The following is a 17,830-nucleotide window of genomic DNA, read 5'->3' as shown; positions in this document are numbered from 1 at the left end:
TGCCCGGCCGGTCCAACACGGGGCCCGCCTCCGATATTCCCTCCACCCTCAGGCGTCACGGCGCGGGTGCGTCACCAGCGGTCGTTGTCGCGTCCGCCGCGGAAGCCGCCACGGTCGTTGTCGCGACGGAAGCCGCCACGGTCGTTGTCGCGACGGAAGCCGCCACGGTCGTTGTCGCGTCCGCCGCGGAAGCCGCCACGGTCGTTGTCACGTCGGAAGCCGCCACGGTCGTTGTCGCGACGGAAGCCGCCACGGTCGTTGTCGCGTCCGCCGCGGAAGCCGCCACGGTCGTTGTCACGTCGGAAGCCGCCACGGTCGTTGTCGCGTCCGCCGCGGAAGCCGCCACGGTCGTTGTCGCGACGGAAGCCGCCACGCTCGTCGTCGCGTCCGCCGCGGAAGCCGCCACGCTCGTCGTCGCGCCCGAAACGAGGGCGCTCGGCACGGCGCTGCTGGCGCTCGGAGGACGGGTTGTCGGAACCGTCCCAGCCGTGGCCCGGGCCCTCATCGAGGTGGATCCGCATCTCGCGCCCCCCGAAGGTCGCGTGGCCCATGGCCTCGAGCTGCTCCGCAGACAGGGGCGTGTGGATCTCCACCAGGGAGAAGGACTGGAGGATGTCAATCTTGCCGATGTCAGAGCCGGAGATTCCGCCCTCGTTGGCCAGGGCGCCGACGATCGCGCCGGGCAGGACGCGGTCACGGTGACCGACCTCGACCCGGTAGACCGTGCCGGTACCGTCCTCGTGCCGGCGACGGCCTCCACGGGCGGCCCCGGGCTTGCCGTCGGGGCGCTCACCGCGCCCTCGGCGGTCGTCGCGGTCACGGCCGCCTTCGAAGGAGGCGGAGACGAAGGTGCCCTCGGAGTCCACGGTCTCCTCGCGGCGCACGCGCTGACGCGGCTCCTCCTTGCGCTCCTTCCAGGTCCGGGGGCCCTCATCGCCCACAGCGAGCGCCAGCAGGGTTGCCGCCAGGTCCTCGACCTCGGTCCCGAGCTCGGCCGCCTGAGTGGCGACGAGCTCGGCGTACATCTCGAGGCGTCCGCGCTCGAGCCTCGCGGCGGCCTTGTCCAGCAGCCGTCCCGCGCGGTGGCGTGAGACGTCGGCGGGGGAGGGCAGGGTGATCTCCTCCAGGCGGGTGCCCGTCAGACGCTCGATCTGACGCAGCTTGCCCTTCTCCTTGGGGGTGAGGAAGGTGACGGCCTCACCGTGACGGCCGGCACGGCCGGTACGGCCGATGCGGTGCACATAGGCCTCAGCCTCGCGGGGCACGTCGAAGTTGACGACGAGCCCGATGCGCTCAACGTCGAGGCCGCGGGCGGCGACGTCGGTGGCGACGAGGACGTCGAGCGTGCCCTGGCGCAGGCGCTCGACCAGGCGCTCGCGCTCGCGCTGGGGCACGTCGCCGCTGATCGCTGCGGCCTGGATACCACGGCCGGCGAGCTCGATGGCGACGTCCTCGGCGGTGGACTTGGTGCGCACGAAGACGATGGCCGCGGCGGCCTCGGTGACCGCGAGGACACGCGAGACGGCACCGATCTTGTGGCGGAAGGGCACGACCGCGTAGGTCTGGTGGACGGTGTCCACGGTGGAGGACTGGCGCGAGACCTCGATGCGCTGAGGGTCGGTGAGGTGCTGACGCGCGACGGCCTGGATGGCGGGCGGCATCGTGGCGGAGAACAGGGCTGTGCGGCGCTCGGCGGGCAGGGAGGAGGCAATGGTCTCGACGTCCTCGGCGAAGCCCATGCGCAGCATCTCGTCTGCCTCGTCCAGGACGAAGAAGCGCACGTCGTCCAGGCGCAGGGCGCCCTTGTCAATGAGGTCGATGACACGGCCGGGGGTGCCGACGACGACCTGCGCGCCGCTCTTGAGGGCCCCGATCTGCGGGCCGTAGGGGGCGCCGCCGTAGACGGCGACGACGTCGAGGCCGCGCGAGCGCTGGGCCATGTCGGTGATGGCGTCGGCGCTCTGGATGGCGAGCTCACGGGTGGGGGCCAGCACGAGCGCCTGGACCCTGCCGTCGCGCGAGTCCACCGCGTCGAGCAGAGGCAGGCCGAAGGCGGCGGTCTTGCCGGTGCCGGTCTGGGCGACGCCGACGACGTCGCGTCCACCCAGCAGCACGGGGATGGCCTCGCGCTGGATGGGGGTGGGGGTGACGAAGCCCATGTCGGTGACGGCCTTGAGCAGGTCGGCGGGCAGGCCGAGGTCGCTGAAGGTGAGCTCCTCGGGGCCCGTGGGCTGCTCGGCGGGCTCCTCCTCGCCGTCGTTGACGAAGGGGGCGTGGCCGTCAACCTGCTCCTCGTCGAGGTCCTCGGAGCCGTCGTCCTGCGCCTGCTCGTCGTCCTCCTCCTCGGGGTCGTTCTCCTCGAGGGCCAGGGCGGCCGCGGTGTCGACGTCGTCCTGCTCGTCCTCGTGCTCCACGTCCTCCGGGTCCTCTGGGGAGTCGGAGGAGGCGGGTGTGTCGAAGGAGGAGGCGGAGGCCACGGACCCGCCGGTGACGGCCGGGGCCGCGTCGGCGGGGGAGGTGACGGTGTCGTCGCCGTGGCTGACCTCGGCCTCGAAGAGGGCGTCGAGGCTGAGGGGCCCGTCAGCGGGCGCAGTGCTGCCAGGGGTGTGGGTGCTCATTGGTGTTGTTCCCGTATCCGGTCCGGTGGGGACCTGTTGCGGAGTGTGGGGGAGGCCCGGTCGGCCCACCTCTTTGCCGTACCGCACCCACCACACTCGCCCTGCGCCTGGCTCGACACGGTGGTGTCAAGGGCGGCTGACGGGCTTCACGCACAGACTCACGGGCACTGCCGGGCCGCCAGGGCGGCGCAGCCCCGAACGGGGTTCACAGCACGGATCGCTCCTGGGGCCACTGTATCGGCCGCGCCGACGAGGCGGGGCGGTGGACCCGGCATGACGCCTCAGGTCACACGTGATCCTGCTCTCGCGGGCCCCGCGCGTACTATCGGCGGCGGCGCCCGCCCGTCTCGCGGTGCGCCCCGCCGGGCGCCGGGACCACGCGCCCCCAACGGAAGGACCTCAGCACCCATGCTGCGCACCCGCCACGCAGGATCCCTGCGCGTCGCCGACATCGGCTCGACCGTCACCCTCACCGGCTGGGTGGACCGCCGCCGCGACCACGGAGGTGTCGCCTTCATCGACCTGCGTGACGCCTCCGGCATCGCCCAGGTCGTCATCCGTCAGGAGGTCGCCCACGACCTGCGCTCGGAGTACGTGCTGCGTGTGACCGGCGACGTCACCCGCCGTCCCGAGGGCAATGCGAACCCCCAGCTGCCCACCGGCGAGGTCGAGGTCGTCGTCAGCGACATCGAGATCCTCAACACCGCGGCGGCGCTGCCCTTCCAGGTCTCCGACCACGCCGAGGACTCTGGCCAGGTGGGTGAGGAGGCCCGCCTGCGCTACCGCTACCTCGACCTGCGCCGCACGCCCATGCAGCACGCCATCCGCCTGCGCTCCAAGGTCTCCCAGGCCGCCCGCAAGGTCCTGGCCGAGCACGACTTCGTCGAGGTCGAGACCCCCACGCTCACCCGCTCCACCCCCGAGGGTGCCCGTGACTTCCTCGTCCCGGCGCGCCTGGCCCCCGGCTCCTGGTACGCCCTGCCGCAGAGCCCCCAGCTGTTCAAGCAGCTGCTCATGGTGGCCGGCATGGAGCGCTACTACCAGATCGCCCGCTGCTACCGCGACGAGGACTTCCGGGCAGACCGTCAGCCTGAGTTCACCCAGCTCGACATCGAGATGTCCTTCGTCGAGCAGGAGGACGTCATGCAGGTCGCTGAGGACGTCCTCAAGGAGGTGTGGGCCCTGATCGGCCACGACCTCGTCACCCCGATCCCGCACATGACCTACCGCGACGCCATGGCGCGCTACGGCACCGACAAGCCGGACCTGCGCTTTGGTCTGGAGCTCGTCGAGCTCACCGACTACTTCAAGGACACGACCTTCCGCGTCTTCCACAGCGAGTACGTCGGCGCCGTCGTCATGCCCGGCGGGGCCTCGCAGTCGCGCCGGACCTTCGACGCCTGGCAGGACTGGGCCAAGCAGCGCGGCGCCAAGGGCCTGGCCTACGTCACCGTCTCGCAGACGGGTGAGCTCGGCGGCCCGGTCGCCAAGAACATCACCGACGCCGAGCGCGCGGGACTGGCCGGGGCCACTGGCGCCCAGCCGGGTGACGCCATCTTCTTCGCCGCAGGCGCCACCGACGCCGCACGGGCCCTGCTGGGCGCGGCGCGTCTGGAGATCGGCAAGCGCTGCGGCCTCATCGACGAGGACGCCTGGTCCTTCGTGTGGGTCGTGGACGCGCCCCTGTTCAAGCCCTCGGCCGCCGCGAAGGAGGAGGGTGACGTCGCGCTGGGCAGGTCGCCCTGGACGGCGGTGCACCACGCCTTCACCTCCCCGAAGCCGGAGTGGCTCGAGACCTTCGACCAGGACCCGGGCAACGCCCTGGCCTACGCCTACGACATCGTGTGCAACGGCAACGAGATCGGAGGTGGCTCGATCCGTATCCACCGCTCGGACGTGCAGAAGCGCGTCTTCGACGTCATGGGGATCGGTGAGCAGGAGGCCCAGGAGAAGTTCGGTTTCCTGCTCGACGCCTTCAAGTACGGTGCCCCGCCGCACGGCGGCATCGCCTTCGGCTGGGACCGCATCGTCAGCCTGCTCACGCACGCGGACTCCATCCGCGACGTCATCGCCTTCCCCAAGTCCGGTGGTGGCTTCGACCCCCTGACCGAGGCACCTGCACCGATCACGCCTGAGCAGCGCAAGGAGGCCGGCGTCGACGCGGTCGTCGGCCAGGAGGCCGTGTCGCAGGCTGGCTGAGACCGCGGCCCGGGTACGTGCCCCCGGCTGCCGTCACCGGTAGCCGGGGCGCGGCCCATCCGCGCACGGGTGCGCCCCGCCTGAGCCGGGAGCACAATGGGCGCATGTCGCGCTACATCGAGCTCCACCCCGACAACCCTCAGTCCCGCCTCGTCGACAAGGTCGTCGGCGTCATCAAGGACGACGGCCTCATCGCCTACCCCACCGACTCCGGCTACGCCCTCGCCTGCGCCCCGGGCAACAAGGAGGGCCTGGACCGCATCCGCCAGATCCGTCAGCTCTCCGACAAGCACAACTTCACCTTCGTGTGCGCCGGCTTCGCCCAGGTGGGCTCCCTCGCCATCGTCGGCAACAACGCCTTCCGCCTCATCAAGCGCCTGACGCCCGGACCCTGGACCTTCATCCTCAAGGGCACCAAGGAGGTCCCGCGCATGACCCTCAACCCGAGGAAGCACACCCTCGGCGTGCGCATCCCGGACCACGCCATCACCCAGGCGCTCGTCGCCGCCTACGGCGCGCCCCTGCTGTCCTCGACCTTCATCCGCCCCGGCAACGAGGTCCCTGAGACCAGCGGCTGGGAGATCGAGGACGCCCTCGGCCACCTCATCGACGTCGTCATCGAGGGCCCCGTCGGCTCGACCGAGCCCACCACCGTCCTCGACCTCACCCAGGACGTGCCCGAGGTCGCCCGCGAGGGCGCGGGGGACACCCGCCTGCTGTGAGCGCTCAGTCCTGGGCGCTCACCGACCCGGGCACCTGCTCGGGGCCCTCCTCACGAGCGGTGGGGGAGCGCGGCACCGACACCAGCGGCTCGGCCAGCCCGTAGCGCTCGACCAGCGGCGCCAGCCACCTGGGCAGCCACCAGTTCCACCCGCCCAGCAGGGACATGGCCGCCGGCAGGAGCAGCAGGCGCACCACCGTCGCGTCCACCGCCATGAGCACTGCCAGCGCCAGCGCCACCTGGGCGACGATGAGCAGCTCGGAGCTGACGAAGCTGAGGAACACGACGATGAGCAGCGCCGCCGTCGTGCTCGTCAGGCGGCCCGTGCCCTGAATCCCGGCCTCGACGGCACCGGCGTCGTCACCCGAGCGAGCGTGGTGCGCCGCCACCCGGTCCAGCAGGAGGAGGTCGTCGTCGGTCACCAGCCCCAGACCGATGCCGATGACGGCCGCGACGGAGTAGGCCTCCACGCCCCCCAGCGTCTCGACGCCGAGGAGCCCAGCCAGGTGCCCCTCCTGGAACACCCACGTCACCACGCCGTAGCTCGCCAGCACCGACATCGTGTTGACCAGCAGCGTCTTGACCGGGATGACGAGCGAGGCGGTCGTCAGCAGCATGAGGACGATGAGCACAAGACCGACGACGACCACGACCCACGGCAGCGCCCCCGTGATCGCGTCGCGCAGGTCCACCTGGGCCGCCGCCTGTCCCGTGACCCACATGTCCGCGGGGGCCGCCAGGTCCCGCACCGCCCGCACGGCTGCCTCCGCCCCGGTCGAGGCGCCCTCGCCCTCCAGGTCGAGGTAGACCACCGTGTACTCGCCGGCCGTCGCGGTGCGCAGGATCGAGGTCACGCCCTCGGCGTGGGCCACCTGGCTGTTGATGAAGGCGGTCGCCCGCTCCCCGGCCTGGGCCAGCACCACGGTGGCGTCGGCGTCCTGCGCCGCCGGGTAGGAGGCCGCCAGCGTGTCGAGGTAGACGGCCTGGTCGGAGGATGCGGGCAGCAGGTCCTCGTCGGAGACCAGCACGTGCAGGTGGCGGGCGGGGGAGGCCAGCACGACGAGGATGACGAGGGAGACCGCCAGCGCCACCCAGGGCACCCGCTGGATGAGCCCGACGGCGCGGGAGAACACGCCCTGCTCACGCGCGGCGTCCCCCACCCACGAGCGCAGCCGCCGCAGGGCCCCCACGCGCCGCAGCGGTGAGGGGTGGTGCAGGCGCCGGCCGACCAGCGCGACCAGGGCCGGCGCCAGCGACAGGCACACGGCGGTGGCGATGACAACTGCGGCGATCCCCGCCCGGGCGATGGCCCCCAGGACGTCGGTGCCGATGAGCAGCAGAGCCGCCAGCGCGACGACCATCGTCAGCGACGTGAGCAGGATCGTGCGGCCCGTGCTCAGGAGCGTGAGCGCCACCGCCCGCGTCACGGGGGAGGCGCGGCGGCGCCGACGGCGCTCCGCGCGCCCGGCCCGGCCCCGCGCCACGGGGCTGAGCGCCGTCTGGCCCTCCCGCAGGCGGGCCAGCTCCTCGCGAAAACGTGTGGTGAGCACGAAGCCGTAGTCCGTGGCCAGCGCCAGGGCGAGCATCACCGTCACCGGCAGGACGAAGGCGGGCAGCTCGATGAGCAGGCTCAGCAGCCACAGGGCGCCCAGGGTGGCGAGCAGGGTGGTCACCGCCGTGGCCACGGGCACCAGGGCCGGCAGCACGGCCCCGAAGACGAGGACGAGCAGCAGCAGGATGGCAGGCAGGGCGATGAGCAGGGCGACGAGCGTGTCCTGCCAGGCCTGGTCGATGACGGCCTGCTCACGCAGGCCCTTGTGGGAGACCGTGCCCGAGGCGCCCGGGCTCACTGAGGACAGCTCGGTGGGCACCCGCTCCAGGCGCGACTGGACGCGCGTCACCGCCTCAGCGAGGTCCTGCGCGTGCTCCTTGTCCCCCTCCTTGGCTACCTCGGGCCCGTTGGGGTCCACCGTCACCACGATGAGGAAGCCGTCAAGGTCCTTGGAGGCCAGCACCTGTCCGGCCGGCTCCTCGAGCATGCCGGGCACGACGAAGGGGTCGAGCACATTTGTCTCGCCGACGACGGCCGCAAGGTCCTTGTGGGCGTCCGCCAGGGCGGCGGCCACCTCCTCCTGGCGCTCGGGCGTGGACACGTCCACCCCGGTGACGAGCAGGGTGACGGTCGTGCCGTCACCGGACAGCGCCTCGATGATCTCCCGGCCCTGCCTCGACTCGCCCAGCCCCGGCGCGCCTGCCCCGCCGACCAGACGGCTTGTCAGGGGGCCCAGGCCCAGGCCCGTCGCCGCGACCGTCAGGGCGAGGACGGCGACGAGCGCCCACGAGGCGACGACGACGGAGGCGTCCTTGACGACGCGTCGGGAGAGCCAGTGGAGCACCCCGTCATTGTTGCAGACCCCCGGCCGGGGGCCCGGTCCCGGCACGCGGGGCCCCGGGGGCCGACGGGCACCGCGATAGGCTCCTCACGTGGACCTCTTCGACAGCGCCGGCACCGACGACGTCGGCCTGCCCGTGGACACGCACGCGCCCCTGGCCGTGCGCATGCGCCCGCGCAGCCTGCCCGAGGTCCTGGGCCAGGACCACCTGCTCACTGCGGGCTCACCCCTCCAACGGCTGGTTGGCGCGGCGGACCCCGGCTCCGGGCAGGGTACCGGGGTCTCCTCCGTCATCCTGTGGGGACCGCCGGGCACCGGCAAGACGACCCTCGCCTACCTCGTCGCGCGCGGCAGCGGCCGACGCTTCGTCGAGCTGTCGGCGCTCACCGCCGGGGTCAAGGACGTGCGCGCCGTCGTCGAGGACGCACGACGGCGCCTGGCGGCCTCGGGGGAGGAGACCGTCCTGTTCGTCGATGAGGTCCACCGCTTCTCGCGCTCCCAGCAGGACGCCCTGCTGCCCAGCGTGGAGAACCGCTGGGTCACGCTGATGGCCGCCACCACCGAGAACCCGAGCTTCTCGGTGGTCTCCCCGCTGCTGTCGCGCTCGCTGCTGCTCACGCTCCACCCGCTCGAGGCCCAGGACGTGCGCCGCCTCGTCGACCGGGCCGTGGCGGACCCGCGGGGGCTGGGCGCACGCGTGCGTCTGGAGGACGAGGCCCGCGAGCAGATCGTGCGCATGGCCGGCTCCGACGCCCGCAAGGCCCTGACCGTCCTCGAGGCTGCCGCCGGCGCCGCCCTCTGTGCCCGCCCGCACCAGGACGACGCCGCTCACCCTGCGGACACGGGCACCGCCGCCCCCGCCGCGGTCATCACCCTGGCCGGGGTCGAGCAGGCGGCGGACGTCGCCGCCGTGCGCTACGACCGCCAGGGCGACCAGCACTACGACGTCATCAGCGCCTTCATCAAGTCCATGCGCGGCTCCGACCCCGACGCCACCCTGCACTACCTCGCCCGGATGCTCGCTGCCGGTGAGGACCCCAGGTACATTGCCCGGCGCATCACCATCCACGCGGCTGAGGACGTGGGCCTGGCCGACCCCACGGTCCTGTCCACCGCGGTGGCGGCCCAGCAGGCCGTCGGCCTCATCGGTATGCCCGAGGCCCAGCTCGTCCTGGCCGAGGCCGCCCTCGCCGTCGCCACCGCCCCGAAGTCCAACGCGGTGACCCTCGGCATCGGTCGGGCCGCCGCCGACGTCGCCGCCGGAAGGGCCGGGCAGGTGCCCGCGCACCTGCGCGACGCCCACTACCCCGGGGCCCAGCGCCTGGGGCACGGCGTCGGCTACCTCTACCCCCATGACCACCCCCACGGCGTCGTGGGCCAGCAGTACCTGCCTGACGGGCTCGCCGGGCAGCGCTACTACGAGCCCACCTCCCGCGGCTTCGAGAAGCAGGTTGCCGCCCGTCTCGAGGCCGTGCGCCGGATCCTTCAGGACGGTGCCGGCGCATGAGCCCGCTCGAGCCCGTTGCCGCCCGGCGCCGGTCGGTACGCACCGTCCTGCTCGTGCTCGCCACCGGGCTGGCGGCGGGCCTGCTCTCCGGGCTCTTCGGCGTCGGCGGGGGCCTGGTCATCGTCCCCGCGCTCATGGGTGTGCTCGGCATGGACCAGCGCCGTGCGGCCGCCACCTCGCTGGCAGCCATCGTCGTCACCGCCGCAGTGGGCACCGTCTCCTACGCCCGGCACGGGGAGGTGTCCTGGACGGCCTCCGCCATCGTCTGCGCCGGGTCCCTGGCCGGGGCGCCGCTGGGGACCTGGCTGCTGCGCCGCCTGCCGCACCGGGTCCTGCCCTGGGTCTTCGTCGCCTTCACGCTCGTCGTCATCGTCTCCCAGCAGCTGCAGGCGCCGGTGCGCGACGCCGGGCTCCTGCTCGACCCGCTGCGCGGCGCGGGCCTCGTGGGCGTTGGCGTCCTGGCCGGGGTCATGGCGGGCCTGGTGGGCGTGGGAGGCGGCAGCGTCATCGTGCCCGGGCTGCAGCTCGTCGCCGGCGTCGGAGACCTCATGGCTCGCGGGACCTCCCTGCTCGTCATGGTGCCCACCGCGGCGGTGGGCACCTGGTCCAACCTGCGCCACGGCGCCGTGGACCTGCGGGCCGGCCTGCTCGTGGGTGCGGCCGCCGTCGTGGCCGCGCCCCTGGGCGCCCGGGTGGCGGCTGCCCTGAGCCCTGCCGCCGGGAACACGCTGTTCGGCGTCTTCCTCGTGGGCGTCGTCCTCAACGTGCTCGGCAAGGAGCGCGTCCGCCTGCGCCGTCAGCGCCGGCAGGGTCCCGGGGCCCGCGGAGCGGGTGACGGCCAGGGCTGAGGAACCGGTCACACGGGAGGGGCGTGGCTCGCCTCGCAGGGCGGTCACCCGCTAGTGTTCCTGGGCTGCCTGCGTGCGGTCATCTCACCGCGCGCGCCGCCCCTGGGGTCCCGGCCCGTCCACGTGGCTGACCCCGCGCCCCGCGCACCCGCACGGGGCGTGCGATCACTCCGACAGGAAGAAGAGACGAGCATGAGCTCCTCCCGCTCCCGCCGCCAGGTGCGCCTCTCGCGCGCCCTCGGCATCCCGCTGACCCCCAAGGCCGTGCGCTACTTCGAGAAGCGCCCCTACGGCCCCGGCGAGCACGGCCGCGCCCGCCGCCGCACCGAGTCCGACTACGCCGTGCGCCTGAAGGAGAAGCAGCGCCTGCGCGCCCAGTACGGCATCCGCGAGGCCCAGCTCCAGCGCGTCTTCGAGGAGGCCCGCCGTGAGAAGGGCCTGACCGGTGAGTCGCTCGTCGAGCTGCTCGAGATGCGCCTGGACGCCCTCGTCCTGCGCTCCGGCTTCGCCCGCACCATCGCCCAGGCCCGTCAGGACGTCGTCCACCGCCACATCCTCGTGGACGGCAAGGTCGTGGACCGCCCCTCCTTCCGCGTCAAGCCCGGCCAGACCATCCAGGTCCGTCCGCGCTCCCAGGTGATGGTCCCCTTCCAGATCGCCGCCACCGGCGCCCACCGCGACGTCCTGCCCCCCGTGCCGGACTACCTCGCGGTTGAGGTCGAGAAGCTCACCGCTACCCTGGTGCGCCGCCCCAAGCGCGACGAGGTCCCCGTCACCTGCGACGTCCAGATGGTCGTCGAGTACTACTCGCGCTGACCGCCTCCCAGGAGGACACAGCCACCGGGACGCCCCGCACCGCACGCCGGTGAGGGGCGTCCCGCCTACCCGGTCGGGCGGGGTAGTCTCGCCCCCGGTCCTCGCCGCGTGGGCGCCAGCGACGCGGCCCGCGCCGGGCGCCGCCGCGCGCACGCACTCACCCACGCACCCGACTCAGGAGCAAGAACAGCACATGCGTACCTCAGAGATCCGCTCCCGCTGGCTCGACTACTTCGCGGCGAACGGTCACGAGATCCGCCCCTCGGTCTCCCTCGTCTCCCCGGAGCCCTCGATCCTGTTCACCGTCGCCGGGATGGTCCCCTTCATCCCCTACATCCTCGGCACCGAGCAGGCCCCCTGGCCCACGGCGGCGAGCGTGCAGAAGTGCATCCGCACCAACGACATCGACAACGTCGGCCGCACCACCCGGCACGGCACGTTCTTCCAGATGAACGGCAACTTCTCCTTCGGGGACTACTTCAAGGAGGGGGCCATCCAGTACGCCTGGGACCTGCTGACGGGTCCCGTGGCCGAGGGCCGCTACGGCCTCGACGGCGACCGCCTGTGGATGACCATCTGGGAGAAGGACGACGTCTCCTGGGACTACCTCACCCGCACCCTCGGAGTGGACCCCACCCACGTCCAGAAGCTCCCCTTCGAGGAGATCTCCTGGTCCACCGGCCAGCCCGGACCCGCCGGCGCCTGCTGCGAGATCCACTACGACCGCGGCCCCCAGTACGGCCCCGACGGCGGCCCCCTGGCCGACACCCAGGGCGACCGCTTCCTCGAGATCTGGAACCTCGTCTTCGACGAGTTCATCCGCGGTGAGGGCCAGGGCCACGACTTCGAGCTCGTCGGCAAGCTCGACCAGACCGCCATCGACACCGGTGCGGGCCTCGAGCGTCTGGCCTTCGTCATGCAGGACAAGCCCAACATGTACGAGATCGACGAGGTCTACCCCGTCATCGCCGCCGCCGAGGCCATGAGCGCCAAGACCTACGGGCGCGGGGCCGCGGGCCCCAGCGCCGGCGACGACTACGAGAACGACGTGCGCATGCGCGTCGTCGCCGACCACGTGCGCTCCGCCCTCATGCTCATCAGCGACGGGGTGCGTCCCGGCAACGACGGCCGCGGCTACGTCCTGCGCCGTCTCATCCGTCGCGCGGTGCGCTCCATGCGCCTGCTGGGCGTCGAGGAGGCCGCGATGCCGACCCTCCTGACCGCCTCCAAGGACGTCATGCGGCTGTCCTACCCCGAGCTCGAGGAGCGCTGGACGCAGATCTCGGAGGTCGCCTACGCCGAGGAGGAGGCCTTCAGGCGCACCCTGGCCGCCGGCACCACGGTCCTGGACACCGCGGTCGCCCGGGCCAAGGCCGCGGCCTCCGCCACGGGCGGCAAGGCCGTCGTGCCCGGCTCGGTCGCCTTCGAGCTGCACGACACCTCAGGCTTCCCCATCGACCTCACCCTCGAGATGGCCGCCGAGCAGGGCGTCGCCGTCGACGAGGACGCCTTCCGCGCCCTCATGAGCGAGCAGAAGGAGCGCGCCCGCGCCGACGCCCGCGCCAAGAAGACCGGCCACGCCGACATCCGCGCCTTCCAGGACATCGAGAAGGCCATGGGAGGCGGCTCCACCTTCCTGGGCTACACCGAGTCGGCCGCCGACGCCGTCGTCACCGGCCTGCTCGTCGACGGCGTGCCCCAGCCCGTGGCCACGGCGCCCGCCGAGGTCGAGGTCATCCTCGACCGCACCCCCTTCTACGCGGAGATGGGCGGCCAGCTCGCCGACCACGGCACCATCCGCCTGGCCGACGGCGGCGTCGTCGAGGTCACCGACGTCCAGGCCCCCATCAAGGGCCTGAGCGTGCACCGCGGCACCCTTACCGAGGGGACCCTCGCCGTCGGGGAGAAGGCCTATGCCGAGATCGACACGCAGCGCCGGCTCGCCATCGCCCGCGCCCACACCGCCACCCACATGGTCTACGCGGGCCTGCGCCGCGTCGTCAACGAGCACGCGGACCAGGCCGGCAGCGAGAACTCTCCCTCGCGCCTGCGCTTCGACTTCCGCCACGGCGCGGCGCTCAGCGGCACCCAGCTCACCGACATCGAGGAGCTGGTCAACACCACGCTCGCCCAGGACCTCGAGGTCCGCACCGACGTCATGAGCATCGACGAGGCCCGGGCCATGGGCGCCATCGCCCTGTTCGGTGAGAAGTACGGCCAGCAGGTGCGCGTGGTCACCATCGGTGACGGCTTCGACCGTGAGCTGTGCGGTGGCACCCACGTGGCCACCACCGGGCGCATCGGCCGTGTCGCCCTGCTGGGCGAGTCCTCCATCGGCTCCGGCGTGCGTCGCATCGACGCCCTGGTCGGCGACGGCGCCTACGGCTTCCAGGCCAAGGAGCACGCCCTCGTCTCGCGCCTGTCCGCCCTGGTCGGAGGCCGCGCCGAGGACCTGCCCGAGCGCGTCGAGCTGCTCATGAGCCGCCTGAAGGAGGCGGAGAAGAAGCTCGCCGTGGCGGAGCAGGCCGCCATGGCCGCCAAGGCCGTCGAGGTCGTGGCCGGCGTGGTCAAGGTGGGGCCCTACCGCCTCGCCGCCGCGGACCTGGGGGCCGTCGGCTCCGGCGACGCCCTGCGCGGCCTCGTGCTCGACGTGCGCGGCCGCCTGGGCGAGGGCGAGCCCGTCGTCGTGGTCGGCATGGGCGTCGTTGGGCAGCGCCCGCAGGTCATTATCGCCACCAACCAGGCTGCCCGTGACGCCGGGGCCCGCGCCGGGGACCTCGTCAAGGTCGCCGCCACGACCCTCGGCGGTGGCGGCGGAGGCCGCCCCGACCTCGCCCAGGGCGGTGGCCAGGACGCCACCCGGCTGCCCGCGGCGATGGCCGCCGTCACCCGCGCGCTGGGCGCGTGAGCGGCCGGCACGCCATGCGCCCGGGTGCCAGGATCGCCTTCGACGTGGGCACGGCCCGCGTCGGCGTGGCCCGCTGCGACGCCGACGCGATCCTTGCCGTCCCGCTGAGGACCCTGCACCGGGACCGCTACGGCGCCGACCTCGACGAAGCCGCCGACCTCGTCGAGGAGCACGGCGCCGTCGAGGCCGTCGTCGGCCTGCCCCGGCACATGGCGGGAGGCTCCTCCTCGTCCACCCGGGACGCGCGGCGCTGGGCCCGCCAGCTCGCCTCGCTCATCGCCCCGGTGCCCGTCAGGCTCGTGGACGAGCGGCTCACCACCGTCACCGCGCAGCAGGCGCTGCACGCCTCAGGCCGGCGTGCGAAGGACTTCCGCGCCGTCGTGGACCAGGCAGCCGCCGTCGTCATCCTCGAGCACGCGCTCGAGACCGAGCGCCGCACCGGCAGCCCCGCAGGCGAGCTGGTCATGGCGCTCAGGGAAGGACGAGCGTGAGCCGGCACGCCCGTCGCGCCGAGGCCGCCAGCACCTCGGCCCCCACGTCCCCCTCTGGCACCCGGCGCGCCCGCGCACCTCGGCGCCCGCGCCGCACCGTGCTCGCCATCATCCTCGCCGTCGTGCTCGTCGCCGGCCTGGGCCTGATCGCCGTCACGGCTGTGCGCAGCGCGTCCCAGGCCCCCTCGGCGCGGCCCTCTGTCTCCGACTACAGCGGCGCCGGGCACGGCAGCGTCGTCGTCACCATCCCGGAGGGCGCCTCGAGCGCCGAGATCGCCCGGCTCCTCGTCCAGGCCGGCGTCGTGGCCACCGAGGACGCCTTCGCCGACGCCTACGCGGCCAGCACCACCGGGATCCAGGCCGGCACCTACACGCTGCGGCTGGGCATGTCCGCCGCCAACGCCGTCGCCGCCCTGCTCGACCCGGCCTCCCGTGCTGACCGCACCCTCACCGTCCCCGAGGGCTGCACGCGCGAGCAGGTCAAGGAGCGCCTGATGAGCGTGGGCGGTTTCAGCGAGCAGGAGGTGGAGACCGCCTTCAGCGACGCCGCGGCCATCGGCCTGCCCGAGGTCGCCGGCGGCCAGGTCGAGGGCTGGCTCGCGCCCTCCACCTACGACGTCGCCGAGGACGCCACCGCCACCGACGTCGTCGCCTCGATGGTCTCACTCACCCTCAGCCGTCTCACCCGCCTGGGCGTGGCTCCGGCCGACTACGAGCAGGTCCTCACCAAGGCGTCGGTCGTCGAGCACGAGGTCGCCTCGAGCACCTACTACGGCCAGGTCGCCCGCGTCATCGAGAACCGTCTGGCAAGCACCGGGACGGACACCGCGGGCCGCCTCCAGATGGACTCCACTGTCCTGTACGGCCTGGGCCGCACCGGTGGCGTGCCCACGAGCGAGGAGGTGCGGGACCGAGGCAACCCGTACAACACCTACGTGCACGCGGGACTGCCCCCGACGCCCATCGGCAGCCCGGGCGAGCTGGCCATCGCCGCCGTCGTCTCCCCGCCCCAGGGGGCGTGGCTGTACTTCGTCACCATCAACCTCGAGACCGGTGAGACGCTCTTCGCCTCCACCCAGGACGAGCAGCAGGCCAACACCGAGCGGCTGACCGCCTACTGCCGCGAGCACGAGGACATGTGCTCCACGGGGGGCGGCTCATGATCTCGCGCGGGCGTGCCGCCGTCATCGGCGACCCCGTCGCCCACTCGCTGTCCCCGGTCCTGCACCGTGCGGCCTACAGCGCGCTGGGTCTGGAGGGCTGGGAGTACGAGCGGCGCCACACGCGCCCCGACCAGCTGCGGCCCCTGCTGGCCGAGCTCGCCGCGCCGGCAGGACCCGGCCCCGTGTGGGCGGGCCTGAGCGTCACCATGCCCCACAAGCAGACCCTGCTCAGCTGCCTCGACGTCCTGGACCCACTGGCCCAGAGCGTTGGTGCCGCCAACACCGTCGTCGCCCAGCGCGCCGGACGTGGCCCCGCCCTGCTGGCGGGCTTCAACACCGACGTCGCCGGGATCGTCGGCGCCCTGCGCGAGGCCGCGGGGGACCGGCTGGCGCCGTCCTCGCGGCCCGCCGAGGCCACCGCCCTCGTCCTGGGCTCGGGCGCCACAGCCTGCTCGGCGCTGGCGGCGCTCACCGAGCTCGGGGCCGGGCGCATCGTCGTCGCCGCACGCCGCCACGCCGGGCCGGGCCGGGCCCTGGCCGCCGCCCACCGCATGGGACTCGAGATCGAGACCGTCACCTGGAGCCCCGGGGACCCCCGCTCCGACGCCGCCGTGGCCCAGGCCCTGGCTGAGGCCACCATCGCGGTCTCCACGCTGCCCGCGCACGCCCCCGACGTCCTGGCCCCCCTCATCGAGCGGGTTCGCCCGGGCGCGGCCCTGCTCGATGTCACCTACGACCCCTGGCCGACGGCGCTGGCCGCCGCCTGGCAGCGGGCCGGCGGGCTCGCCGTCCCCGGCTGGCTCATGCTCCTGCACCAGGCCGTGCCGCAGGTTCGCCTCATGACCGGCATGACGCCGGACACCGGCGCCATGCGCACGGCCCTGGTCGGGGCCCTGCCCCGGCACCGCCGCCCCGGCTGACGGCCGTGTGGGATGATCGGCTGCATGCTTCGATGGATGACCGCCGGTGAGTCGCACGGCGAGGCCCTGACCGCCCTCATCGAGGGCGTGCCCGCAGGCGTGGAGATCACGAGCGAGACGGTCCGATCGGCCCTCGCCCGGCGCCGCCTCGGCCACGGACGTGGAGCACGCCAGGCCTTTGAGCGTGACGAGCTGAGCATCGTGGGCGGCGTGCGCCACGGGCGCACCATCGGCAGCCCGATCGCCATGAGGATCGGCAACTCCGAGTGGCCCAAGTGGTCCACGGTCATGAGCGCAGACCCTGTTGACCCGGCCGAGATGCTCATCGACGCCGGTACCGGCGACGAGCGGGAGATCGCCCGCAACCGGCCGCTCACCCGCCCCCGGCCGGGGCACGCGGACCTGCCCGGGGTGCTCAAGTACGACCTCGCGGACGCGCGTCCCGTGCTCGAGCGCGCCTCGGCGCGCGAGACGGCCGCCAGGGTCGCCCTCGGTGCGGTGGCCGAGGCCCTGCTCGAGCAGGTCGCCGGCGTACGCCTGGTCAGCCACGTCCTGCGTGTGGGCGGTGTCAGCCTGCCCGACGACGCCTCCAGGCCCGGGCCGCAGGACGAGCAGCGTCTGAGCGCCGACCCGGTGCGCTGCACGGACCCGGTGGTCAGCGCCGCGATGGTGGCGCAGATCGACGCCGCCCACAAGGCGGGCGACACCCTGGGCGGGGTCGTTGAGGTCATCGCCACCGGCGTGCCCATCGGGCTGGGCACGCACGTGGACGCCTCACGCCGCCTCGACGCCCGCCTGGCGGCAGCCGTCATGGGCATCCAGGCCGTCAAGGGCGTCGAGATCGGTGACGGCTTCGCCTCGGCGGTGCGCCGGGGCTCCCAGGCCCACGACGAGATCCTCTTCGTTGGCGACGGGAGGGTCGAGCGCGCCACCAACCACGCCGGCGGCATCGAGGGCGGTACCTCCAACGGCTCGGACGTCGTCGTGCGTGCTGCCCTCAAGCCGATCTCGACGGTGCCGCGCGCCCTGCGCACGATCGACCTCGCCACGGGCCAGGAGGCCACCGGCCTGCACCAGCGCTCCGACACGACCGCCGTCGTGCCCGGGGCGGTGATCGCGCAGGCGATGGTGGCGCTCGTGCTCGCCGACGCCCTGCTGGACAAGACCGGGGGGGACAGTGTCGAGGAGTGCCGCCGCAACCTGGACGCCTACCTCGCCCGCGTGGCTGAGCGGACCCGCTGGTGAG

At 73.4% G+C, this 17,830-nt stretch carries 12 protein-coding genes; 10 read left to right on the top strand and 2 right to left on the bottom strand.

What is annotated here, in order from left to right; genetic code table 11:
• Window positions 1–71: 71 nt before the first annotated feature.
• Complete coding sequence (locus ACSJJR_RS02825) at window positions 72–2,618, bottom strand: DEAD/DEAH box helicase (RefSeq protein ID WP_435941703.1); 2,547 nt, start codon at window positions 2,616–2,618, stop codon at window positions 72–74.
• A gap of 408 nt (window positions 2,619–3,026) precedes the next feature.
• Here ACSJJR_RS02825 and aspS point away from each other — a divergent pair, with 408 nt between their 5' ends.
• Complete coding sequence (gene aspS / locus ACSJJR_RS02820) at window positions 3,027–4,817, top strand: aspartate--tRNA ligase (protein ID WP_435941702.1); 1,791 nt, start codon at window positions 3,027–3,029, stop codon at window positions 4,815–4,817.
• Between the two features lie 104 nt (window positions 4,818–4,921).
• Entirely contained in the window at window positions 4,922–5,539 is a 618-nt protein-coding gene (locus ACSJJR_RS02815; protein ID WP_435941701.1) for an L-threonylcarbamoyladenylate synthase, read from the top strand.
• 4 nt (window positions 5,540–5,543) lie between these two features.
• Here the strand turns inward: ACSJJR_RS02815 and ACSJJR_RS02810 are convergent, their stop codons facing one another.
• On the bottom strand, window positions 5,544–7,934 hold the full coding sequence (locus ACSJJR_RS02810) for an MMPL family transporter (RefSeq protein WP_435941700.1): 2,391 nt from the start codon (window positions 7,932–7,934) through the stop codon (window positions 5,544–5,546).
• Window positions 7,935–8,022: 88 nt separating this feature from the next.
• On the opposite strand from ACSJJR_RS02810, the gene ACSJJR_RS02805 reads away from it, so the two are divergent.
• The 8 genes from ACSJJR_RS02805 to aroC all read left to right on the top strand — a co-directional run bounded on the left by ACSJJR_RS02805 (window position 8,023) and on the right by aroC (window position 17,829).
• A complete protein-coding gene (locus ACSJJR_RS02805) occupies window positions 8,023–9,438 on the top strand; it encodes a replication-associated recombination protein A (RefSeq protein WP_435941699.1) in 1,416 nt (471 codons plus the stop codon).
• Entirely contained in the window at window positions 9,435–10,286 is an 852-nt protein-coding gene (locus ACSJJR_RS02800) for a sulfite exporter TauE/SafE family protein (RefSeq protein ID WP_435941698.1), read from the top strand. The genes ACSJJR_RS02805 and ACSJJR_RS02800 overlap by 4 nt, the downstream gene beginning before the upstream one ends.
• Window positions 10,287–10,478: 192 nt before the next feature.
• Window positions 10,479–11,102 carry a 30S ribosomal protein S4 gene (gene rpsD / locus ACSJJR_RS02795; RefSeq protein WP_435941697.1) on the top strand — a complete coding sequence of 208 codons (624 nt, stop codon included), beginning with the start codon at window positions 10,479–10,481 and terminating at the stop codon, window positions 11,100–11,102.
• 193 nt (window positions 11,103–11,295) lie between these two features.
• Window positions 11,296–14,010 carry an alanine--tRNA ligase gene (gene alaS / locus ACSJJR_RS02790; RefSeq protein WP_435941696.1) on the top strand — a complete coding sequence of 905 codons (2,715 nt, stop codon included), beginning with the start codon at window positions 11,296–11,298 and terminating at the stop codon, window positions 14,008–14,010.
• Between the two features lie 14 nt (window positions 14,011–14,024).
• A complete protein-coding gene (gene ruvX / locus ACSJJR_RS02785) occupies window positions 14,025–14,501 on the top strand; it encodes a Holliday junction resolvase RuvX (RefSeq protein WP_435941769.1) in 477 nt (158 codons plus the stop codon).
• Entirely contained in the window at window positions 14,498–15,664 is a 1,167-nt protein-coding gene (mltG, locus tag ACSJJR_RS02780) for an endolytic transglycosylase MltG (RefSeq protein ID WP_435941695.1), read from the top strand. Before ruvX ends, mltG begins: the two co-directional genes overlap by 4 nt.
• Window positions 15,661–16,584 (top strand): shikimate dehydrogenase, encoded by a 924-nt coding sequence (locus ACSJJR_RS02775; RefSeq protein WP_435941768.1) that lies wholly within the window; start codon window positions 15,661–15,663, stop codon window positions 16,582–16,584. Before mltG ends, ACSJJR_RS02775 begins: the two co-directional genes overlap by 4 nt.
• A gap of 24 nt (window positions 16,585–16,608) precedes the next feature.
• Window positions 16,609–17,829: a chorismate synthase gene (aroC, locus tag ACSJJR_RS02770; RefSeq protein ID WP_435941694.1), complete on the top strand. Its 1,221-nt coding sequence runs from the start codon at window positions 16,609–16,611 to the stop codon at window positions 17,827–17,829.
• Window position 17,830 lies beyond the last annotated feature (1 nt).

The organism is Actinomyces sp. W5033, from assembly GCF_051303165.1.
The sequence above is the reverse complement of the archived record's forward strand: the minus strand, read 5'-3'. Positions and strand labels throughout refer to the sequence as shown.